The 20,860-nt window shown below is 58.2% G+C and carries 20 protein-coding genes; 19 read left to right on the top strand and 1 reads right to left on the bottom strand.

Annotation, left to right across the window (positions count from 1 at the left end):
• The first annotated feature begins 4 nt into the window (after nucleotides 1-4).
• The 19 genes from murJ to WKI41_RS12910 all read left to right on the top strand — a co-directional run bounded on the left by murJ (nucleotide 5) and on the right by WKI41_RS12910 (nucleotide 20,094).
• Entirely contained in the window at nucleotides 5-1,597 is a 1,593-nt protein-coding gene (gene murJ / locus WKI41_RS13000; protein ID WP_340193926.1) for a murein biosynthesis integral membrane protein MurJ, read from the top strand.
• Nucleotides 1,594-2,013: a VOC family protein gene (locus tag WKI41_RS12995; protein WP_340193925.1), complete on the top strand. Its 420-nt coding sequence runs from the start codon at nucleotides 1,594-1,596 to the stop codon at nucleotides 2,011-2,013. Before murJ ends, WKI41_RS12995 begins: the two co-directional genes overlap by 4 nt.
• Before the next feature lie 82 nt (nucleotides 2,014-2,095).
• On the top strand, nucleotides 2,096-3,160 hold the full coding sequence (gene trpS, locus WKI41_RS12990) for a tryptophan--tRNA ligase (RefSeq protein WP_340193924.1): 1,065 nt from the start codon (nucleotides 2,096-2,098) through the stop codon (nucleotides 3,158-3,160).
• Between the two features lie 136 nt (nucleotides 3,161-3,296).
• Nucleotides 3,297-3,788: a universal stress protein gene (locus WKI41_RS12985; protein ID WP_062427110.1), complete on the top strand. Its 492-nt coding sequence runs from the start codon at nucleotides 3,297-3,299 to the stop codon at nucleotides 3,786-3,788.
• A gap of 200 nt (nucleotides 3,789-3,988) precedes the next feature.
• Nucleotides 3,989-4,552, top strand: a complete 564-nt coding sequence (locus tag WKI41_RS12980) for a NifU family protein (protein WP_340193923.1) — start codon at nucleotides 3,989-3,991, stop codon at nucleotides 4,550-4,552.
• Between the two features lie 136 nt (nucleotides 4,553-4,688).
• Complete coding sequence (gene tsaB, locus WKI41_RS12975) at nucleotides 4,689-5,357, top strand: tRNA (adenosine(37)-N6)-threonylcarbamoyltransferase complex dimerization subunit type 1 TsaB (RefSeq protein WP_340193922.1); 669 nt, start codon at nucleotides 4,689-4,691, stop codon at nucleotides 5,355-5,357.
• 89 nt (nucleotides 5,358-5,446) lie between these two features.
• Nucleotides 5,447-5,941 carry a GNAT family N-acetyltransferase gene (locus tag WKI41_RS12970; protein WP_340193921.1) on the top strand — a complete coding sequence of 165 codons (495 nt, stop codon included), beginning with the start codon at nucleotides 5,447-5,449 and terminating at the stop codon, nucleotides 5,939-5,941.
• Between the two features lie 68 nt (nucleotides 5,942-6,009).
• A complete protein-coding gene (locus tag WKI41_RS12965) occupies nucleotides 6,010-6,438 on the top strand; it encodes a Fur family transcriptional regulator (protein WP_340193920.1) in 429 nt (142 codons plus the stop codon).
• A 34-nt stretch (nucleotides 6,439-6,472) separates the two neighbouring features.
• Nucleotides 6,473-7,273 (top strand): lysophospholipid acyltransferase family protein, encoded by an 801-nt coding sequence (locus WKI41_RS12960; protein WP_340193919.1) that lies wholly within the window; start codon nucleotides 6,473-6,475, stop codon nucleotides 7,271-7,273.
• A gap of 57 nt (nucleotides 7,274-7,330) precedes the next feature.
• Nucleotides 7,331-8,728, top strand: coding sequence for a tRNA (N6-isopentenyl adenosine(37)-C2)-methylthiotransferase MiaB (miaB, locus tag WKI41_RS12955; RefSeq protein WP_340193918.1), 1,398 nt, complete (start codon nucleotides 7,331-7,333; stop codon nucleotides 8,726-8,728).
• 47 nt (nucleotides 8,729-8,775) lie between these two features.
• A complete protein-coding gene (locus tag WKI41_RS12950) occupies nucleotides 8,776-9,834 on the top strand; it encodes a PhoH family protein (RefSeq protein ID WP_340193917.1) in 1,059 nt (352 codons plus the stop codon).
• An 11-nt stretch (nucleotides 9,835-9,845) separates the two neighbouring features.
• Nucleotides 9,846-10,352: an rRNA maturation RNase YbeY gene (ybeY, locus tag WKI41_RS12945; protein WP_340193916.1), complete on the top strand. Its 507-nt coding sequence runs from the start codon at nucleotides 9,846-9,848 to the stop codon at nucleotides 10,350-10,352.
• A gap of 17 nt (nucleotides 10,353-10,369) precedes the next feature.
• Nucleotides 10,370-11,506 carry a hemolysin family protein gene (locus WKI41_RS12940; protein ID WP_340193915.1) on the top strand — a complete coding sequence of 379 codons (1,137 nt, stop codon included), beginning with the start codon at nucleotides 10,370-10,372 and terminating at the stop codon, nucleotides 11,504-11,506.
• 415 nt (nucleotides 11,507-11,921) lie between these two features.
• The gene (locus tag WKI41_RS12935) at nucleotides 11,922-13,133 is read left to right on the top strand and encodes a CHASE3 domain-containing protein (protein ID WP_340193914.1); all 1,212 of its coding nucleotides are present in this window, start codon (nucleotides 11,922-11,924) and stop codon (nucleotides 13,131-13,133) included.
• Nucleotides 13,134-13,350: 217 nt separating this feature from the next.
• Nucleotides 13,351-15,288, top strand: a complete 1,938-nt coding sequence (locus tag WKI41_RS12930; RefSeq protein ID WP_425341037.1) for an AI-2E family transporter — start codon at nucleotides 13,351-13,353, stop codon at nucleotides 15,286-15,288.
• A 367-nt stretch (nucleotides 15,289-15,655) separates the two neighbouring features.
• Nucleotides 15,656-17,248 carry an apolipoprotein N-acyltransferase gene (lnt, locus tag WKI41_RS12925; protein WP_340193913.1) on the top strand — a complete coding sequence of 531 codons (1,593 nt, stop codon included), beginning with the start codon at nucleotides 15,656-15,658 and terminating at the stop codon, nucleotides 17,246-17,248.
• 140 nt (nucleotides 17,249-17,388) lie between these two features.
• Entirely contained in the window at nucleotides 17,389-17,808 is a 420-nt protein-coding gene (locus WKI41_RS12920) for a helix-turn-helix domain-containing protein (protein WP_062427100.1), read from the top strand.
• 174 nt (nucleotides 17,809-17,982) lie between these two features.
• A complete protein-coding gene (metK, locus tag WKI41_RS12915; RefSeq protein WP_340193912.1) occupies nucleotides 17,983-19,248 on the top strand; it encodes a methionine adenosyltransferase in 1,266 nt (421 codons plus the stop codon).
• A 147-nt stretch (nucleotides 19,249-19,395) separates the two neighbouring features.
• Nucleotides 19,396-20,094 (top strand): tRNA (guanosine(46)-N(7))-methyltransferase TrmB, encoded by a 699-nt coding sequence (locus WKI41_RS12910; protein ID WP_340194125.1) that lies wholly within the window; start codon nucleotides 19,396-19,398, stop codon nucleotides 20,092-20,094.
• A 2-nt stretch (nucleotides 20,095-20,096) separates the two neighbouring features.
• Here the strand turns inward: WKI41_RS12910 and WKI41_RS12905 are convergent, their stop codons facing one another.
• Nucleotides 20,097-20,852 (bottom strand): DeoR/GlpR family DNA-binding transcription regulator, encoded by a 756-nt coding sequence (locus tag WKI41_RS12905; RefSeq protein ID WP_340193911.1) that lies wholly within the window; start codon nucleotides 20,850-20,852, stop codon nucleotides 20,097-20,099.
• Between the last annotated feature and the right edge of the window lie 8 nt (nucleotides 20,853-20,860).

Genomic DNA, 20,860 nt, shown 5'->3' with positions numbered 1-20,860 from the left:
GAATATGAGTTTGATCGGCAAATTCGCCACCGTCGGCGGCGCGACGCTCGGAAGCCGCCTGTTCGGCTTCATCCGTGAAATGCTGATGGCCGCAGCCGTTGGTACCGGGCCGGTAGCGGATGCTTTCAACGCGGCGTTTCGTTTTCCCAACACCTTCCGTCGGCTATTTGCCGAAGGTGCGTTCAACTCTGCCTTCGTGCCGCTTTTTGCCAAGGAGATCGAGGCTAACGGCATGGAGGGCGCACGGCGCTTCTCGGAGGAAGTTTTCGGCGTTCTCTTCACGGTGCTGATGGCACTGACGATCGTCATGGAATTGTCCATGCCGTTCCTCGTGAGAACCGTGATTGCCCCGGGCTTCGTCGACGACGCGACGAAGTTTGAAAACACGGTGCGCCTCGCCACGATCATGTTCCCCTATCTCGCCTGCATGTCGCTGGCGGCGATGATGGGCGGAATGCTGAATTCACTGCATCGCTATTTCGCTGCCGCGATCGCGCCGGTCTTTCTCAATGTCATTCTGATAGGTGTCTTGGCGCTCGCCTGGTGGAAGCAATACGATCCGCTTCAAGTCGGTTACGCACTTTCCTGGGGTGTCATGGCTGCAGGTTTCGTCCAGCTTGCCATCGTTTGGGTTGCGGTGCGTCACGCCGGCATCCGTATCGGTTTTCGCCGCCCGAAACTGACGAGCAACGTCAAGCGCCTGCTGGTCCTGGCGCTACCCGCCGCCATTACCGGCGGCATTACCCAAATCAACTTGCTGATCAACACCAATATTGCGTCTGGCGGAAACGGCGTGATCTCGTCGCTTGCCTATGCCGACCGCATCTACCAGCTGCCGCTTGGCGTGGTGGGCATTGCAGTGGCGACGGTTCTTCTGCCGGAGCTGGCACGTGCGCTTCGTGGTGGCCACGCGGTGGAAGCGGCCAATTTGCAGAATCGGTCGGTAGAATTCGTCCTCTTCCTGACGCTCCCGGCCGCAGCCGCGCTCCTGGTCATGGCCGAGCCGATCGTCCGCTTTCTCTATGAGCGCGGCAATTTCTCGCCGTCTGCTACGGTCACTGTTGCGGAAATTCTCGGCATCTACGGCCTCGGCCTGCCGGCCTTCGTTCTGATCAAGGCCTTCATTCCGGGCTTCTTCGCCCGCGAGGATACCCGTACGCCAATGATCTTTGCAGCGATTTCCGTTGTCGTGAACGTTTCGCTGGCACTGACACTTTTCCCCTCTTACGGTGGGCCGGGCATTGCCACGGCGGAAATCTCCGCCGGTTGGGTCAATGCGGCTCTGCTCTTCGGCATGCTCATGTGGCGCGGCCACTGGAGGCTTGATCTCCCACTTCTCCTGCGCATCCCGCGGCTTCTTTTGGCTGCTGGTCTGATGGCATTCGCCATCCATTACGCGCTGTCCTATTTCTCCTATGAGCTGTCATCCGCCTCTCATCTGGCTGTCCGCGCAGGCACGCTGCTTGCTCTCGTTGTCGGCGCCATGGTCATCTATTTCGGCGTGGCCTTCGCTTCGGGCGGCGCAAATCTCGGGATGGTCAAGCGCGGCTTGAAGCGCAAGCGCAAGACGGATGTTCAAAGCGAGATCGAGCCATGAGTTCCAGCTACACGTCCCAGCGGCACATTGCACTCGTCTCCCTGGTGGTGGACGATTACGACCGCGCAAAGGCGTTTTACTGCGCCATGCTCGGCTTCGAATGCTTGGCGGATCAGCCGATGCCGGACGGCAAACGCTGGCTTGTCGTCAAACCGAAAGGTGATGGGGCAAGTGGGCTTCTGCTGGCGCAGGCGGATGGACAAATTCAGACCGCCGCGATCGGCAACCAGACCGGCGGTCGGGTTGGTTTCTTCCTCTATACGGATGATTTCGACGCCGATTTTCGCCGGATGAAAGACAACGGCATTCGCTTTCTGGAAGAGCCGCGCCACGAGGTTTACGGCACCGTTGCCGTTTTCGAAGACCTCTATGGCAACAAATGGGACCTGCTGCAGCCAGCCTCTGAAACCCCTTGATTGCAACGGGTTCCGGGTGCATAAGCGCGGGCCACATCACAGCGCGGGGCAAGGCCCTCCACAAGCCTTTTCGAGGACGATCATGAACGCATTCAAGCCGCTGGTTTTCTCCGGGGTTCAGCCCACCGGCAATCTCCACCTTGGCAACTATCTCGGCGCCATCCGCAAGTTCGTCGCCTTGCAGGAAGACAATGACTGCATCTATTGCGTCGTCGACATGCATGCCATCACTGCGCAGCTCGTCCATGCCGACCTGAAGGCGCAGACTCGTTCGATTGCTGCCGCCTTCATTGCGGCAGGCATTGATCCGGTCAAGCATATCGTTTTCAACCAGTCGGCGGTGCCGCAGCATGCCGAGCTCGCCTGGGTGTTCAACTGCGTTGCGCGCATCGGCTGGATGGAGCGCATGACCCAGTTCAAGGACAAGTCCGGTAAGAACTCCGAGCAGGTCTCGCTGGGACTGCTGGCCTATCCGAGCCTGATGGCGGCCGACATCCTGGTGTATCGCGCAACCCATGTTCCGGTCGGTGACGACCAGAAGCAGCATCTTGAACTGGCCCGTGACATCGCTCAGAAGTTCAACATCGATTTCGGCGATCATATCCGCAAGGCTGGTCTTGGCGTTGACATCACCGTGGGCGACGAACCGGTTCACGCCTATTTCCCGATGGTCGAACCGCTAATCGGCGGTCCGGCACCGCGTGTCATGTCCCTGAAGGACGGCACCAAGAAGATGTCGAAGTCCGATCCCTCGGACCTGTCGCGCATCAACCTGATGGACGATGTCGATGCGATCTCCAAAAAGATCAAGAAGGCCAAGACTGACCCTGACGCGCTGCCAAGCGAGGTGGACGGTCTGAAGGGTCGTGCCGAGGCCGAAAACCTTGTTGGCATCTACGCGGCCCTCTCCGACAAGACGAAGGCGGATGTTCTTGCCGAATTCGGCGGTCAGCAGTTTTCGGCGTTCAAGCCGGCGCTCGTCGATCTTGCCGTTAACGTGCTCGCGCCGATCAACAGCGAGATGCGCCGTCTTCTGGACGACGTCAGCCATATCGACGCGATCCTGAAGGATGGTGGCGAGCGTGCTGGTGCCATCGCGCAAAAGACGATGGACGAAGTCCGCGACATCATCGGCTTCCTGCGCTGATTTCGCTGCTCCTCGTCAGTTGACGAGGCGTGGTTTTGATCAGGGAAAATCGATTCCGCTTTTAATCGTGATGCGATAAGCTCCGCGCGAACCGGCGGGCGGCGCTTCATGCCACGGCGGATATAGGGAGTGCTGAATGGTTTCAAAACGGCTGTCGCGCCTGGAGGGGCACCGGCGAAAATTCCTGGTGGTCATCGATGGCACACCGGAATGCGAAAGAGCGGTGCATTATGCCGGTCGTCGCGCCAAGAACTCCAATGGTGCTCTTGTGTTGCTCTTCGTCATCCCGGAGGGGGATTTCCAGCAATGGCTCGGCGTCGAGCAGATCATGCGCGCCGAAGCTCGCGAAGAGGCCGAAGCATCGCTCGCAAAGGTCGCACAGCGCGTGCGCGAGACGGTCGGCATTGAGCCAGAGGCGGTGATCCGTGAAGGCAATGCTGCCGAGCAAATCCATGGGCTGATTGAAGAAGATCGCGACATTGCCATCCTCGTGCTCGCCGCTGGCTCCACCAAGGACGGTCCAGGTCCGCTCGTCTCGTCCATTGCCGGACGCGGCGCCGCATTCCCAATCCCGGTCACGGTTCTGCCGGATACGCTAACGGATGAGGAAATCGACGCTCTCTGCTGACTGCGATCCGCAAGCCCTTCGTCACGGAAGAAACCTGTTCGGCTTTGACGAAAACGGGTGTAGAAGAGGGGTGAAGATTTCTTGAACGGGATTGTCATGTCAGGGCTTGAAGTCGCTCTTCGTCCGGCATATTTTGGAAACATTCTAAATTACGGGGCTGTGATGCCCCGATCCGAGGCCTTGCCTCGAAGGAGATCGAAATGTTCATTCAAACGGAATCCACGCCAAACCCGTCGACGCTGAAGTTCCTGCCGGGAAGGGTGGTTCTGGAAAGCGGCACTGCGGAATTCTTGAGCGCTGGGCAGGCGCAGTCCTCGCCGCTCGCAGCAACGCTGTTTGAGATCCCAGGCGTTACCGGTGTCTATTACGGTTTCGATTTCATCACAGTCACCAAGGACGGCGCCGAGTGGCAGCACCTGAAGCCAGCAATCCTCGGCTCGATCATGGAGCACTTCATGTCCGGCCGCCTGCTGATGGGCACGGCCATTCATGCCGAGATTTCAGACGAGGAAGAAGAGTTCTTCGAAGAGGGTGACGAGACAATCGTTGCAACTATCAAGGAACTTCTGGAAACCCGCGTTCGCCCGGCTGTGGCGCAGGATGGTGGCGACATCACCTTCCGCGGTTTTCGCGATGGCACCGTCTTCCTCAACATGAAGGGTGCTTGCTCCGGCTGCCCATCGTCCACAGCAACCCTCAAGCATGGCGTGCAGAATCTGCTCCGTCACTTTGTGCCGGAAGTGCAAGAGGTCGAGGCTGTTTGATAGACAGCTGAGCCAATAGATCAATCATGAGAGGAGGCGCGTGACTGCGCCTCTACTCATTAGCGGCGTCGCCGCAAGCCTCGTTCGTCTCGCTCGTGGCTTTCGCTCTGCACAGGCATAAGGTCCGGCTTTTCAGATGATTATTCTCTCCATCGATACATCCGGTGTGGATTGCGCGGCCTGTGTCTACGACAGCGTCGACGAGACCATTCTCGGTGAAGTGACGGAAAACATCGGCAAGGGACATGCCGAGTTGCTCATGGGCATCATCGACGGCGCGCTTTCCAAGGCTGGTCTGATGCTCAACGCTGTCGAGCGTCTCGCCGTTACCATCGGTCCCGGTTCCTTCACCGGCATTCGCGTGGGTGTTGCAGCCGCACGCGGCTTTGCGCTCTCGCTTGATGTCGAGGCGGTCGGGATTACGACGCTTGAGACGCTTGCCGCTGATCATCTGCGGCAGCGGCCCGGCCAACCTGTTGCGGTCGGTCTCGATGCCAAACGCGGCGAGTGCTATCTGCAGATTTTCGCAGCCGATGGCGCACCTCTCACCGAGGCCATGCTGGTATCTGTCGATGACGCCAGACAATCGCTTGCCGGCTTCGATGGCGCGATCATAGGCTCCGCAGCACCGCTCTTTGCCGGTGAGGAGGCGGGATCAGGTCCGGATCATTTTCCGATCGCTACCGTCGCGCGCGTTGCTGCAACGAAACCCGCGCAACAGCCAAAGCCTGCACCGCTTTATCTGCGTGGCCCGGATGCGCGCCCGCAGTCGGGATTTGCGCTGGAGCGCCTGTCGCCCACCTGAACGACTGCTTCTTTCCCGGTCGAAAATCGATTCCGATTTGCGCATCGATGCTGTAGCCATCTTGCATTCGAGGTGGATGATTCCCTGCAATGTTCGACGACTATTTGAGCTGGAAACCCTTTTTCGAGATCGTGCCGATGGCGCATGCTGACTGCGCCGATGTTGCCGAGCTCCATACGTCCCGTTTCCCTCAGGCATGGAGCGAGGGCGAATTTTCCAGCCTCTTGTCGCAGAACAGTGTCTTCGGCGCGGTCGCGCGTCAAACCAACGCCTTCTTCAGCCAGCCGCTCGGCGGCTTCGTCCTGTCGCGTGAGGCGGGCGGCGAGGCTGAAATTCTGACCGTTGCCGTCAGCGACAAATTTTCGGGTGAAGGGCTTGGCTGGCGCCTGATGCAGGCCGCTATGCGCGAGGCCGAGATGCGCGGCGCCGAGACCATGTTTCTGGAGGTCGACGGAGGCAACGCTCCGGCCGTGCACCTCTACCGCAAACTGGGCTTCAAGACAGTTGCGGAGCGCAAGGCCTATTACACCGCCAAAGACGGGACAAAATCCACAGCGCTTGTCATGCGTCGCGATCTTCGATAGTTCCGATGACACTGAGACTCTCTGCCGCCCCTATGGCAGACCAACGACGCATCTAAAGGCCTGATATCGTGGTAGACCTTTCGAAAACCCTTGAAGACATCTGCGCGGAGCGCGGCATGCGCATGACCGACCAGCGGCGCGTCATCGCTCGCGTTCTTCAGGAATCGGAAGACCACCCGGACGTCGAGGAGCTTTATCGCCGCTCTTCTGCGGTCGATCCGAAGATTTCTATCTCGACCGTCTATCGCACCGTCAAGCTGTTTGAGGACGCCGGCATCATCGAGCGCCACGATTTTCGCGATGGACGTTCTCGCTACGAGACCGTGCCGGAAGAGCACCACGACCATCTGATTGACCTGAAGAATGGTGTGGTCATCGAGTTCCGGTCCGCCGAGATCGAGGCGCTGCAGGAAAAGATCGCTCGCGAGCACGGCTTCAAGCTCGTCGATCACCGGCTTGAACTCTACGGCGTTCCGATGAAACCCGAAGAGCGTTGAGGCAACCACCCATGGCCACGGAGCGAATGCGGCGATGACGTGGCTTCGGATTGCCTGTGCGGTTTTCATTCTCTGCGTCGTCACCTTGGTGTTGTTGCCCTTGCAGCTCCTTGGCCTTTGGTTTGACTGGCCGATCCGTCGCAGGATACCGCGCCTTTGGCACAGGGTTGCCTGTCGCTCAATCGGCATCAGAGTTCATGTCCATGGTGGCCTCGAGACTGAACGACCTTTATTGCTGATTGCCAATCACGTCTCCTGGAAGGACATATTGGTGCTGGGCAGCGTTGCCGATGTTGCCTTCATTGCAAAGACCGAAGTGCGCGATTGGCCGATTTTCGGCAAACTGGCGCGTCTGCAGAAAACCGTCTTCGTCACGAGAGAGCAAAAGCGCAGCACCGGTGCACAGGTCAGCGAGATTGCCGAGAGGCTTGCGGGTGGCGAGATCATCGTGCTCTTTCCGGAGGGCACGACCTCTGACGGCAATCGGCTTCTGCCAATCAAGTCTTCGCTGTTTGGTGCAGCATCGAGTGCTGCGGACCAGGTACCCAGCCAACTCGTCCATGTCCAACCGGTCGCGATCGCCTATACCGGCATTCAGGGTATGGCGATGGGGCGTTACCACAGGCCGGTGGCGGCGTGGCCGGGAAGCATCGGCCTGTTGCCGTCGCTCATTGGCCTGGTCAAGGCTGGCGCTATAGAGGTTGATGTCACATTCGGCGAAGCGATCCCCTTTCGAAAGGGCGACAACCGCAAGGCGTTGAGTATCGAAGCGACCACGGCTCTTCGTACCATGTTGAATTTCAGCCTGCGCGGGGGATGGCGAAAGCCGAGATAGCCCGTATTTGCGCATTTTTCTATTTAACTGGTGGCTGAAAATCATTAGATACGCGCCATGACCCAGGATACGCTTGGCCTCGACGCCACCCCGACCGCTATGGCCCACGCAGCCAACAGCCGCAAGGTCTTCATCAAGACCTATGGCTGCCAGATGAATGTCTACGACTCCGTGCGCATGAGCGATGCTCTGGCAAAGGATGGCTACGTTCAGACCGAAGACATGGGCGAGGCTGATCTGGTTCTGCTGAACACCTGTCACATCCGTGAAAAGGCAGCGGAAAAGGTCTATTCGGCACTTGGCCGTCTGCGCGACATGAAGAAGTCGCGCGAGGAAGAAGGGCGCGAGTTTGTCATCGGCGTTGCCGGATGTGTGGCCCAGGCGGAAGGTGAAGAGATCCTTCGCCGTGCGCCTGCCGTCGATGTCGTTATCGGCCCGCAGACCTATCATCGCCTGCCGCAGGCGCTTGCTCGCGTTCGCGAGGGTGAGCGGGTGATCGAGACCGACTATGCGGTCGAAGACAAGTTCGAGCATCTACCGGTGGCCGAAAAGGCAAAGTTGCGCTCGCGCGGCGTGACCGCCTTCCTCACCGTCCAGGAAGGCTGCGACAAATTTTGCACCTTCTGTGTGGTGCCTTACACGCGTGGCTCCGAGGTCTCCAGACCGGTCAGTCAGATCCTCGACGAGGCGATGAAGCTTGTCGACGCTGGCGTACGGGAGATCACCCTGCTTGGGCAGAACGTCAACGCTTGGCGCTCGACTGGTCCGAAGGGCGAGCAGTGGGGACTTGCAGAGCTTCTCTATCGCCTGGCCGAAATTCCCGGGCTTGCGCGCTTGCGTTACACGACAAGCCACCCGCGTGACATGGACGATCGCCTGATCGAGGCGCATCGTGATCTGCGCGCGCTGATGCCCTATCTGCATCTGCCGGTTCAGGCAGGGTCCGACCGTATATTGAAGGCAATGAACCGCCGCCATACGGGTGCCGAATATTTGCGACTTGTCGAAAGAATCCGCAGTGCCCGCCCTGATATTGCCATGTCGGGGGATTTTATTGTCGGCTTCCCCGGCGAGACGGATCAGGATTTTGAAGACACGCTCGCTATCGTGGAAGCGGTGAAATACGCGCAGGCCTTCTCGTTCAAATATTCGACGCGCCCAGGCACGCCCGGCGCCGATCTGACCGATCAGGTGCCGGAAGATGTGAAGGCCGAACGGCTGGAAAGATTGCAGGCGCTGCTCTTGAAACAGCAGAACGAATTTGCCCAGTCGCTCGTTGGAAAGACTATGGATGTGTTGCTGGAAAAGCCTGGCCGGATGCCCGGACAGCTGATCGGTCGCTCTCCCTGGCTGCAGTCTGTGAATCTTGATGCAAACGACATGAAAATCGGTGACATTATTCATGTACGAATCACCGCGACCGGTCCAAACAGCTTGTTTGCCGAGGTGGCATAGAGTTAGAGTTGGGAACCGGAACTGACCTCGGACAGGAGCCTGACCGCTTGAACGCACACGAATTGGTCTCACCATCATCGCGCCAGCCACGCTCACCCGCGACCGACGCCAATCACTTCGTCCTCACGTTCGAGAATAACAGAATAGCTGGAGAGCTATTCGGTCAGTTCGATCAAAACCTGAAATTGCTGGAGCAACGGCTCAACATCGATGCCCGCCCGCGCGGCAATTCGGTGGCGATTACAGGTGATGTGGTGGCCACGAACCAGGCACGCCGCGCGCTGGATTTCCTCTATGAGCGACTGTTGAAGGGCGGTACTGCCGAGCTTTCCGATGTCGAAGGTGCAATCCGCATGGCGGTCGCAGCAGACGACCAACTGACCCTGCCGACGATGGAGCGTAAAGCCAAGGTGTCGATGGCCCAGATTTCTACCCGCAAGAAGACCATTGCAGCGCGGACTCCGACCCAGGATGTCTATATGCGCGCGCTGGAACAATCGGAACTCGTCTTCGGTGTCGGCCCGGCCGGTACCGGCAAGACCTATCTGGCTGTCGCCCATGCCGCCCAGCTTCTGGAGCGTGGTGCGGTGGATCGCATCGTTCTGTCTCGTCCTGCCGTCGAGGCGGGCGAGCGCCTCGGCTTTCTGCCGGGCGATATGAAGGAAAAGGTCGATCCCTATCTTCGTCCGCTTTATGACGCGCTTTACGACATGATGCCGGGCGACAAGGTGGAGCGTGCCATCCAGGCAGGCGTCATCGAAATCGCGCCGCTCGCCTTTATGCGTGGCCGCACGCTGGCAAACGCTGCCGTCATTCTCGACGAGGCGCAGAACACCACGACGATGCAAATGAAGATGTTTCTGACCCGTCTTGGTGAGAACGGCCGCATGATCGTGACCGGCGACCCAAGCCAGGTGGACCTTCCGCGCGGCGTGAAATCCGGGCTTGTCGAGGCGTTGCAGATTCTCGGCGACGTCGAAGGCGTCTCTGTCGTGCGCTTCAAGGACGTTGACGTTGTCCGTCACCCGATGGTGGCCCGGATCGTCAAGGCCTATGAATCCCATACGGCGGTGCCGGATGAGAGCCTTCCGAGACAAGGTTATTAAAAGCCGAGACAATGACGGTTCTGGATATTCAAATCTCTGTCGAGGCCGATGACTGGTCCTCGGAAGAAGAGCTTTTCGCTTTCAGCACGAAAGTGCTGGAAGCAACTGTCTCTTATCTGAAAGAAGAAGAGCAGCAGCCGTTCCCCGCCATGCCCGTGGAAGTGTCGCTGGTCTTCACCGATGACGCCGCTATCAAAGAAATAAATGCGCAATGGCGTGACAAGGATAAGGCGACGAATGTCCTGTCTTTTCCAGCCTTTCCGCTGGAGCCGGGCGGAATGCCGGGGCCGATGCTTGGCGATATCGTCATTGCACATGAAACTGTCATGCGCGAAGCCCTTGATCTCGACAAGAGTTTCGAGGATCATTTGACCCATCTGCTGGTGCATGGATGTCTGCATCTTTTCGGTTATGACCACATGGAAACCGAAGAGGCGGAAGAAATGGAAGGGCTTGAGACTCGCATTTTGGCGACGCTTGGCCTATCTGACCCTTACGCGGGTCAGGAACCGCTTTGATCGAACTGTTTGGGACAATGAACGAACATTCTGCTAGACCGCCCCAGGAGGGCAAAGACGCCGGGGACCAATCCTCATCGGAGGAGGGCAGTAGTCCGTTACGATCGGACTATCAAGCAAAGCCCCGCTCGACCATCTGGTCGAGAATTTCCCGGATCTTGAAGCCATCGCAGGGCGAGCGCCTTCGTGAAGATCTGACCGATGCGCTGATGACCGATACCGATATCGGCGCTGCCTTTACGCCCGACGAGCGGGCGATGCTCAACAACATTCTCCGCTTCAGAGAAGTGACGGTCGAGGACATCATGATCCCGCGCGTCGATATCGATGGGCTCGATCAGGACACTACTATCGGTGAAGCGATGATCCGCTTCGAATCCACGGGTCGCTCCCGCATGCCGGTCTATGACGAGACGCTGGACGATCCGAAGGGCATGATTCATATTCGCGACCTCCTGTCCTATGTGGGCAAGCAGGCGCGTAACAAGCGCCGCAGCGGCACGCGCACGCCAGCCAACGGAGAGGCGAAAGCACCGCGCACACCCCGCTCGAATTTTGATCTTGCCCGCGTCGATCTGGAAACGACGCTGGCTGAAGCCGGTATCATCCGCAAAATCCTGTTTGCACCACCGTCCATGCTCGCATCCGATCTGTTGAAGACGATGCAGGCGCAGCGTACCCAGCTTGCGGTGATCATCGACGAGTACGGTGGCACCGACGGGCTTGTCTCCCATGAGGACATTGTCGAGATGGTCATCGGCGACATCGATGATGAGCATGACAAGGACGAGGCGATGTTCGTTCGCGTATCGCCGGATGTGCTGATCGCGGATGCGCGCATCGAACTGGCGGAACTCGCGCAGGCGATCGGCCCGGATTTCGACGTTCGTGAACATGCCGAGGAGATCGATACGCTCGGCGGTCTGGTCTTCTTTGCACTCGGCCGCATCCCGTCCAAGGGTGAAGTGGTCCGTGCGGTGCCTGGTTTCGAATTCCAGATTCTCGATGCCGATAACCGTCGTATCAAGCGTGTCCGCATCCTTCGCGACGAGTCCTCCATGGGCGAGGACGATCAAGCCCCGGCACCCGTTGCGACCAGCGAGATGATCGCGCTTCCCGCGCCTTCCGATAGTGCCGACAAGGCTGCCGTCTAACGGTCCGCGCATCAGCCCGACAATCGTTTTCGGGCGTCGCAGAACATCATGCGTTGAGGGCGCTGTGCATCACTAGCGACAGCGCTCTCAAGCGTCTCGCGATCTTTCAGGCTTGCTCCTTCGGCTTTGGCTCCTTCTTCCGTCGCATGTCGTTACCGCAAAACCCACGCACGTTTTTGCGCGACATGCTTCAAGTGTGTCTCTCGGCTCTCCCGACTAGATTGACGTCTCGGACCGGACGGGTGAACTTCGGCTCGTCCGAACGTGTTTTGCGGGTCAGAAGGAACGAGGCGCGCATCATTTTTTAATGCGGACGCCGTTGAACAATATGCCTCAGCCCTCGTTTTATCGACGGGCTGTGTGTCGAGCCTGCCGCTTGTCTTTGCCAATGCTTTTCCTGGGTGGGATCACACGCTTGCGCCAACCTTCCGCCATCAAATCGTCCATTTCCCGGCAAGTCGCGAAGAAGGCTATGCCGATTGCGCTTTTGGTCGTTGCGATCGGTGTGTGCATGACGATGTACCTATCGTTTTGGATATCGTCCGAAGATAAAAAAGCAGATGAGGCTGTTCGGAAAAACGTTGCCTATCTCAGCGCCATCTCCGACCTTATGTCCCATATCCAGGACGCGGAAATCGGACAGAGAGGGTTTCTCCTGACCGGCGACGAGCTTTACCTCAAGCCGTACACCACTGCGATGGATTCCCTCGATGGCATGCTCGACAACCTGGCGGCGGGCGCCGAAAATGCAACCATCGAAACAGGAAGTGTCGCGACCATGCGCAGTCTCGTGGCGCAGAAAAAATCTGAACTCGAACAGAGCGTCGAGTATCGTCGCGCCGGCAACGAGAATGCATCGATTGCCCTCGTAAAGACGGGACAGGGCAAAATCCTGATGGACGGGATTCGGTCCGTGCTCGCTCAGATGGAAAAGGATGGTCTGGCGCGCCTTGCTGAGCGGTCTGAGGCGGCCAGCGCAGCAAAGACGCGTATGCACCTGCTCCTCTTGCTTTTCGCCATCATGGTCGGCGGCATGGCGCTGCTCGTCGTGCGCGCCACGGTCACGCGGGCAAAGGCTGCTGAACGAACGAGGGATGAACTTCTCTCGCGCGCAGAGAGGCGCTTGATGGCAGTCATGGCGGCCGACCTTGTCGGCTATAGCAGGCTTATGGAAAAGAACGAGGCCGAAACCCTTGAGCGCCTGAAGGCCGCAAGAGACGTCATCGACACGATCATTGAAGAGAACAACGGCGCCATCATAACTACCGCGGGCGACAGCATCGTTGCAGCGTTCCCAAGCGCGCTCTCGGCCATCGATTGTGCGGTTCAAATCCAGAAATTCATGTTGACCCATAACGCCGACAGGCCGGACGACGATCGGCTTATGTTCAGAATAGGAATGAATGTCGGTGACGTCATTATAGATAATGGCGACATCTTCGGCGATACCGTCAATATCGCGGCGCGGCTGGAGGGCATAGCCGAACCCGGCGGTATTTGCGTTTCGAGATCTGTCAGGGACCATATCAGGAAGCAGAGAAAGCTGAAGTTCGAGGATGCCGGCTTCCAGCAGGTGAAAAATATCTCGCGCCCGATCAGCACCTTCTTGGTTCGCGAAGACGCTTAACGCGTACCAGTACGGCCAGCGTCTCGCTTGACCGTGTCACGCCCTAAGTAAAGACGCTGCGCGGGTATAGCAACTCGCTGTCTCAGGAGGGATTGGAACCAAGCTTTTCTGTAGGCGAGAAATATTTTTCGGCGGTTCGATCAGTTTCGTCTCTGGCGCATTTACTTGCACGCCGAAATAGACGGCGACTTTTCAGGTGGGGAAATCCGTGAGCGCTATAGAGAAGAACGCAATCTCAGGGCTGGCAATTCCGAACAGATCCGGCGCGCTCACCGCCTCGACGCTTTCAAGCCGGACGATCATCATCCTCATCGGCGTTGCAGTCATACTCTACCTTGGGCAGGAGGTGTTCATTCCCCTTGCACTGGCCCTGCTGCTAACCTTCACGCTTGCCCCGATCGTCAGCTTTTTGCGCAAGCGGCGCGTTCCCAAGATTGCCGCTGTTCTCACAGCGGTGGCGAGTGCCTTTCTGGTGATTGCGGCCTTCGGCTTCATCGTTGCCGGACAGGTTGCCAATCTGGCCGACAATGTTCCGACGTATCAGCGCAACATCGTCATGAAGGTGCAAGCGCTAAGCAACGCCGGCTCCGGCAACGGAGTTCTCGAACATATCAGCAAAGTTGTCGAGCGGATCGGCTCGGAAATGCAGGACACTGCCGAGGAAAGCAAGGAAGACGCAGCCCCTCAATCTTCCAGGCGCGACCCGATGCCCGTCGAGATCATCACGCGCTCCAACCCGGTGCAGACGCTCGGCAACTTCATCCTTCCGCTGATCAGCCCCTTCGCGACCGCTGGTCTCGTTATCGTTCTCGTCATCTTCATGCTGCTGGAGCGTGAGGAATTGCGCGATCGGTTCATCCGACTCGTCGGGTTGGGCGATCTGCACCGGACGACGGCAGCCCTTCAGGATGCCGGCAAGCGCGTCGGCAAGTATCTGCTGATGCAGCTTGTCGTAAACACGCTCTATGCCCTTCCGATCGCTATCGGACTTTGGCTGCTTGGCATTCCGAATGCTATTCTGTGGGGCCTCTTGACGCTCGTTCTGCGTTTCGTTCCCTATATCGGTCCAGTGATTGGCATGATCCTGCCGCTCTTTCTGGCACTGGCAATCGCGCCAGGATGGTCGCTGGTGGCGTGGGTGGCTGCGCTCTTCATCGTCACTGAACTGGTAAGCAACAATGTCGTCGAACCTTGGCTTTATGGAAGCCATACCGGCCTCTCCCCGCTGGCAATCATCGTTTCAGCGATCTTTTGGTCATGGCTCTGGGGACCTGTCGGATTGATGCTGTCCACGCCGCTGACCGTTTGCCTGGTCGTGCTTGGACGGTATGTCCCACAGTTCAGCTTCCTGGATGTCCTTCTGGGCAACGAGCCCGTGCTGCAACCTCAGGAGAAGCTCTATCAAAGACTTCTTGCTGGAGACCCGAACGAAGCGACCGACAACGCCGAAGATTTTCTCGAGGACGAGGATCTGGTGGATTACTATGAGCAGGTGGGATTCCCGGCCCTAAAGCTGGGCGAGTTGGATCGTCAACGAGGGGTGATGACAGAAGCGCAAATTGCTTTGTTTGCGTCTACCACGCAGACCCTGATCGGCAACCTGGCAGAGATTGCTGTCGAGGAAGAGGCGGAACGAGACGACCAGTCAAAGGACGAGACAGTGGTGGAAGACGCGACTGGAAGTCCGAAAAAGCCGGACGTCAAACCAAAGTCGGTCCTCTGCATCGGTGGCAGAGGCGCGATGGACGATGCTGCCGCCTCCATGATTGCCCAGGTTCTGGCCATCCAGGGTGCAACGGTTTCTCAAGCCGAACATTCGATGGTCAGCGGCACAACCATCAACCTTGTTCAACTTACCGACGTCGACACCGTCGTCATCGCCTTTTTGAACGGCGGGTCCAAGGCCCATGCGCGCCAGGCGGTTCGACGCCTCAAGCGTCAGAAGCCGTCACTCAGGGTCGGGATCGTCATGCCAAGCATCGACGGTGGGAAGGAAAGCGTCGTAACTGCGGAGGATATCGATGCCGACTTCGTCGCGACCGGCATCGTCGACGGCGTCCGCGAGGCTCTCTCGGATGGGGACGCGGTTGCGATAAGGGTTCCCAAACGGATCGGACGGGCCCGCGAAGGAAAAATCAATCCACTCGTAGCTTAGGCCAAGATCCATAGCGGCTCCCGACAAGGGCAAGCGGATGACGCCAGCTGAAAATCAAATTCTGATGGAATCCGCAAGCAGCGGACACTGGTGCGAAACATCCCCCTACGATCTCTCCTCCTGCAACCGTGAGGATGCGTCCGCTCCCAAAAAGCGGATTGCATGACGGTGCCGTCGCTGCCTGTGGACGTTCGATTTTTTTTACAGTAAGTCGGATTGGCATGCCGCATAACCATCCGGCGTTCGGCAGCCGGAACGCGATCAGTGGTCTCTTTGGCCGCGCGTGTTTCGAAGCCAAGTCAGGTTCTGGTATCCGCTTTCCGGTTTCGCGTTGCTGAACGGTGCCCCTCTAGGAGATTCATACGGTATGGAGCGGCTTGCGGGCACGATCATGTTGAGCGGTGGCTTCAGCCGCGTTTTCATCGCACTTCTGGCCGGCGCCATCGGTGCGCTCGCTTTGCCTCCCGTCGGTTTCTTCGCCAGCCTATTCGTTTCCTTCACGCTTCTGGTCTGGCTGATAGACGGCACCACAGGGGGACCGGATGGCGGCGTCGTGTCCCGCGCTTTCAGAGCGTTTTTGCTCGGCTGGATTTTCGGCCTCGGCTATTTCGTCGCGGGCCTCTGGTGGCTCGGAAATGCGCTGCTTCTGGAGGCTGACGAGTTTGCCTGGGCTCTGCCGCTGGCAATCCTTGGGCTTCCCGCCTTTCTCGCGCTCTTCTACGGTCTTGCGGTCATGTTGGCCAACAGCCTCTGGTCCGATGGCTGGGGCAGGATCGCCGCACTTTCCGCAGCCTTCGGTTTTTGCGAATGGTTGCGCAGCTTCGTTGCCACAGGCTTTCCCTGGAACGCGGTCGGCTACGGGATGATGCCGGTTCCGTTGATGATGCAGAGCTCCAACCTCATCGGCATCTTCGGTATGTCGATGCTGGCGGTCTTCGTGTTTTCGAGCCCTGCGCTCTTAGGCACGCGTCGTGGGATGGTGCCGGGTCTGACGCTTGCGGTTCTGCTGCTGGCAGGCCATGTTGGATACGGTTTCTACCGCCAGCACACGCCGTTGCCGGAAGCTGCCGCGGACGCGATCACGGTGCGCATCGTGCAGCCGGGCATCGATCAGTCGCGCAAGATGCTGAATGCCGATCGTGCCGAAATATTTCAGGAGCATCTTCGCCTCTCCGCACTGCCGCCTACGCCCGGCAAGAAGCGTCCCGACGTCATCGTCTGGCCGGAAACCTCCGTGCCCTTCATTCTGACCCAGAACCCCGATGCGCTGGAGGAAATCGCCAAAACGCTGGAGGATGGTCAGATTTTGCTTACCGGCGCTGTGCGCATGGAGGATGCGGGGGCAGGGCATCCGCCGCGCTACTACAACTCCGTCTATGCGGTGGATAGCCAGGGGCATATCATTGGCGCAACCGACAAGGTGCATCTGGTGCCCTTCGGCGAGTATGTGCCTTTCGAAGATATTCTGCGCCGCTTCGACATAGAGAATATCGTCAGCCTGCCGGGTGGTTTTTCGCCGGCGGCAAGCCGTACCCCCATCATTCTTCCCTCCGGCAAGAAGCTCTACTCCTTCATCTGCTACGAGATCATCTTCCCCGACGAAGTGCCGTCTGACATTGCTTCCTCGGAAGCGATCCTGAACGTCACCAATGACGGCTGGTTCGGCGATACACCGGGTCCCTACCAGCACTTTCAGCAGGCGCGTGTGCGTGCCGTGGAAACAGGTCTGCCGGTGATTCGAGCGGCCAACACTGGCATTTCCGCCATCATTGATCCGTTAGGTGGTATCGAGGCTGGTCTTGACTATGGTCAAAAAGGTATAATCGACGCCACTCTAAGTAGTAAGGCAATCGACGCGCTGAGCGGCGATGCCCGCAAAACGAACTTTTGGTTGTTGTTTATAACAATGTTGATCGTAGCGCTGTTTTCTCGGTATGGTTTAGTCGGCCCCAAGAATTGACCGAAAACCCCTGAAATTGCATAGTGCGATTGTAGGGTTGTACAACGCAAGTGATATGAAGGACTGTTGCACTGATCCGACCTCTACGGTTTTGCGTTAATGTGTAACAACCACCGACAACAGGATGTCAGGACTAACATATGACAGAAAATAAGAAGAAGCCGAACCCAATCGACATTCATGTCGGAAGCCGTATCCGGTTGCGCCGCACCATGCTGGGCATGAGCCAGGAGAAGCTGGGTGAAAGCCTCGGGATTACCTTCCAGCAGATCCAGAAGTATGAAAAGGGCACCAACCGCGTTGGCGCCAGCCGTCTTCAGAACATATCCGCTATCCTCAACGTGCCGGTTTCCTTCTTCTTCGAAGATGCGCCGGGCGCTGAGCCAGCCTCCGCTTCCGGCTCCGCCGAAGCGTCGAGCTCCAATTACGTTGTAGACTTTCTCTCTTCGTCCGAAGGACTGCAGCTCAACCGCGCCTTCGTAAAGATCAACGATCCGAAGGTTCGCCGCCGCATCGTTGACTTGGTCAAGGCGCTTGCCGCTGAAGGCGACGCTGAGTAGGCGACGGCCATAGATTCCAAAACCCAATTGAACGGCCTTCCGGGGCCGTTTTTTATTGTCTGTTAGGAACAATGGAATATCCATATAAAGATATATTTATGTCGTTGTGTCCTTGTTTTTTCCTCATAGAGTGAATAACAAACGCATAGACCTGTTCTTTGAGGGGAATCCCGCATGCGCGCCAACTACCTGTTCACCAGCGAATCCGTTGCTGAAGGTCATCCTGACAAGGTTTGCGACCGTATTTCCGATGAAATCGTCGATCTGATTTATCGTGAAGCGTCCAAGACCGGCGTTGACCCCTGGACCGTTCGTATCGCGTGCGAGACGCTCGCGACCACCAACCGCGTGGTCATCGCCGGCGAAGTGCGCGTACCCGACACGCTGTTGAAGAAGGACAAGGACGGCAACGTCGTCAAGGATGCCGCTGGCCATCCGATGATCAATCCGTCCAAGTTCAAGTCTGCAGCGCGCAAGGCCATCCGCGACATTGGCTACGAGCAGGACGGCTTCCACTGGAAGACTGCGAAGATCGACGTGCTCTTGCATCCACAGTCGGCCGATATTGCGCAGGGCGTCGATAACGCCTCGGACAAGCAGGGCGACGAAGGTGCAGGCGACCAGGGCATTATGTTCGGTTACGCCTGCAAGGAAACGCCGGACCTGATGCCGGCGCCGATCTACTACTCCCACCGCATCCTTCAGCTGCTCGCCAACGCCCGCAAGAGCGGCGAAGGCGAAGCTGCAAAGCTTGGCCCCGATGCCAAGAGCCAGGTGACCGTGCGCTACGTCGACGGGAAGGCCTCGGAAGCAGTCTCGATCGTGCTCTCCACTCAACATCTGGACGCAAGCTGGGATTCCAAGAAGGTTCGCACCGTCGTAGAACCTTACATTCGTGAAGCGCTCGGCGATCTGAAGATTGCCGATGATTGCAAGTGGTACATCAACCCGACGGGCAAGTTCGTCATCGGCGGTCCTGATGGCGACGCAGGCCTCACCGGCCGCAAGATCATCGTCGACACCTATGGTGGTGCAGCACCCCATGGCGGCGGTGCTTTCTCCGGCAAGGACACCACGAAGGTCGACCGCTCCGCAGCCTACGCCGCGCGCTATCTGGCAAAGAACGTAGTCGCTGCTGGCCTCGCTGATCGCTGCACCATTCAGCTGTCCTACGCTATCGGCGTTGCACAGCCGCTGTCGGTCTACGTCGATCTGCACCAGACCGGCAAGGTCAGCGAAGACGAAGTAGAAGCCGCGATCCGCAAGGTTATGGACCTGTCGCCGTCGGGCATCCGCCGTCACCTCGACCTCAACAAGCCGATCTATGCCAAGACCGCTTCCTATGGCCATTTTGGCCGCAAGGCTGGCCGTGACGGCTCCTTCTCCTGGGAGAAGATCGACCTCGTCAAGCCGCTGAAGGAAGCTCTCAAGGCTGCTTGAGGCCATCGGCTGCGAACATAGCCTTCTCCATTCCGGCCTTGCCATGCGCGAGTGTTTGGGGGATAGGTCTGGAAACTTTTAAAACCCGCGCAATACCGATGAAACGGTAAGGCGCGGGTTCATCTATTTTGCTTGAGAGAGTTCATGATGACGGAAGAACGGCGTTCACGATCGACGGAAGCCTTCTATGGCAGGCGCAAGGGCAAGCCTTTGCGCAACCAGCAGGTGGAAAGCATCGAGAGCCTTTTGCCGCTGTTGAAAGTCGATCTTGAGACACCGGCGCCGAAGCCACTCGCTGCACTCTTCCCGGCCGACGTCAAATCCATCCGTCTGGAAATCGGTTTCGGCGGTGGCGAGCATCTCGTCCATCGCGCTGCTGAAAATCCATCGACGGGCTTCATCGGCGTGGAGCCGTTCGTCAACTCCATGGCGAAGCTTCTCGGCGCTGTCAAAGAGCGCGAGTTGATGAACATCCGACTGTATGACGACGATGCGACGCAACTGCTGGACTGGCTGCCGGATGAGTGCATCGACCATATCGATCTGCTTTATCCGGACCCATGGCCGAAGAAGAAGCATTGGAAGCGCCGCTTCGTTTCGGATGTCAATCTGGCTCGCTTCCATCGGGTGCTGAAGCCGGGGGCCAAGTTCTGCTTCGCCTCCGATATCGATACCTACATCAACTGGACGCTGCAGCACTGCGCCCGCCACGGTGGCTTCGAATGGACGGCCAAGACGTCGGCCGACTGGCTGACGCCCTATGACAACTGGCCGGGTACCCGCTACGAGAACAAGGCCAAGCGTGAGGGGCGCAGTTCCGCCTATCTTACATTCCTCAAAGTCTGATCTCAGACCTTTATGATCGCTGGGCCCGCTTTCTTGTAGGGCTTGAGCAATTTGTCCGGCACGTCTGCATCCACGACAATGGTCGCAATCTCTTCCAGTGACAGGATGAGATAGGATGACGCTGCGCCGATCTTGTCCTCCGTCGCAACCAGAATCGTCTCCGCACATTGACGAGCGATCAGCCTTTTGATCGCCGCCTCTTCGCGATCTCCCGTTGTGGCGCCGGTCTCGGGGTGGATACCGGTTGCGCCAAGAAAAAACAGATCGGCGCGAATGCCGGAAATGGCCTCGGCGCTTGCTGCTCCCATCGAGACGATAGAGTGCTTGAAGAGCCGCCCGCCGATCAGTTCCACCTCGACGCAAGGATGACGCGCCAATTCCAACGCGATGCTCGGACTATGGGTGATGATCGTCGCTTCGAGGTTTGGCGGCAAGTGGCGGGCAAGCCGGAGATTGGTGGTGCCGCCATCGAGGAAGACGATCTGGCCCGGTTTGATAAGCCTGGCTGCCGCTCGACCGAGTTTTTCCTTGGCGGAGGACGCCATTTGTTCGCGCACTCGGTAATCTGCAACAGCGGGTGACGATGGCAGCGCGCCGCCATGAACTCTTTGTAACAGTCCTTCCTTGGCCAGCTCACGCAGATCGCGGCGGATCGTGTCTTCGGAGACGCCAAGGTCTCCCGCAAAGCTCTTTGCGATGATTCTCCCGTCTCGCTGGAGAACTTGCTGGATGAGTGCCTTACGTTCCGATGTCAGCATCTGCTCGA

The sequence above is a fragment of the Agrobacterium larrymoorei genome (assembly GCF_037722385.1).
In the GTDB taxonomy this organism is placed as follows: Bacteria; Pseudomonadota; Alphaproteobacteria; order Rhizobiales; family Rhizobiaceae; genus Agrobacterium; species Agrobacterium larrymoorei_C.
Note: the sequence above shows the minus strand (reverse complement) of the source record. Positions and strands in the feature narration are given on the sequence as shown.

Coding starts and splice junctions, on each gene's coding strand:
- WKI41_RS12970 (WP_340193921.1), top strand. CDS start 5,447: ATGTTCGACGACTATTTGAGCTGGAAACCCTTTTTCGAGATCGTGCCG.
- miaB (WP_340193918.1), top strand. CDS start 7,331: ATGACCCAGGATACGCTTGGCCTCGACGCCACCCCGACCGCTATGGCC.
- ybeY (WP_340193916.1), top strand. CDS start 9,846: ATGACGGTTCTGGATATTCAAATCTCTGTCGAGGCCGATGACTGGTCC.
- WKI41_RS12920 (WP_062427100.1), top strand. CDS start 17,389: ATGACAGAAAATAAGAAGAAGCCGAACCCAATCGACATTCATGTCGGA.
- murJ (WP_340193926.1), top strand. CDS start 5: ATGAGTTTGATCGGCAAATTCGCCACCGTCGGCGGCGCGACGCTCGGA.
- WKI41_RS12985 (WP_062427110.1), top strand. CDS start 3,297: ATGGTTTCAAAACGGCTGTCGCGCCTGGAGGGGCACCGGCGAAAATTC.
- WKI41_RS12940 (WP_340193915.1), top strand. CDS start 10,370: ATGAACGAACATTCTGCTAGACCGCCCCAGGAGGGCAAAGACGCCGGG.
- metK (WP_340193912.1), top strand. CDS start 17,983: ATGCGCGCCAACTACCTGTTCACCAGCGAATCCGTTGCTGAAGGTCAT.
- lnt (WP_340193913.1), top strand. CDS start 15,656: ATGGAGCGGCTTGCGGGCACGATCATGTTGAGCGGTGGCTTCAGCCGC.
- WKI41_RS12960 (WP_340193919.1), top strand. CDS start 6,473: ATGACGTGGCTTCGGATTGCCTGTGCGGTTTTCATTCTCTGCGTCGTC.
- WKI41_RS12910 (WP_340194125.1), top strand. CDS start 19,396: ATGACGGAAGAACGGCGTTCACGATCGACGGAAGCCTTCTATGGCAGG.
- tsaB (WP_340193922.1), top strand. CDS start 4,689: ATGATTATTCTCTCCATCGATACATCCGGTGTGGATTGCGCGGCCTGT.
- WKI41_RS12995 (WP_340193925.1), top strand. CDS start 1,594: ATGAGTTCCAGCTACACGTCCCAGCGGCACATTGCACTCGTCTCCCTG.
- WKI41_RS12980 (WP_340193923.1), top strand. CDS start 3,989: ATGTTCATTCAAACGGAATCCACGCCAAACCCGTCGACGCTGAAGTTC.
- WKI41_RS12905 (WP_340193911.1), bottom strand. CDS start 20,852: ATGCTGACATCGGAACGTAAGGCACTCATCCAGCAAGTTCTCCAGCGA.
- trpS (WP_340193924.1), top strand. CDS start 2,096: ATGAACGCATTCAAGCCGCTGGTTTTCTCCGGGGTTCAGCCCACCGGC.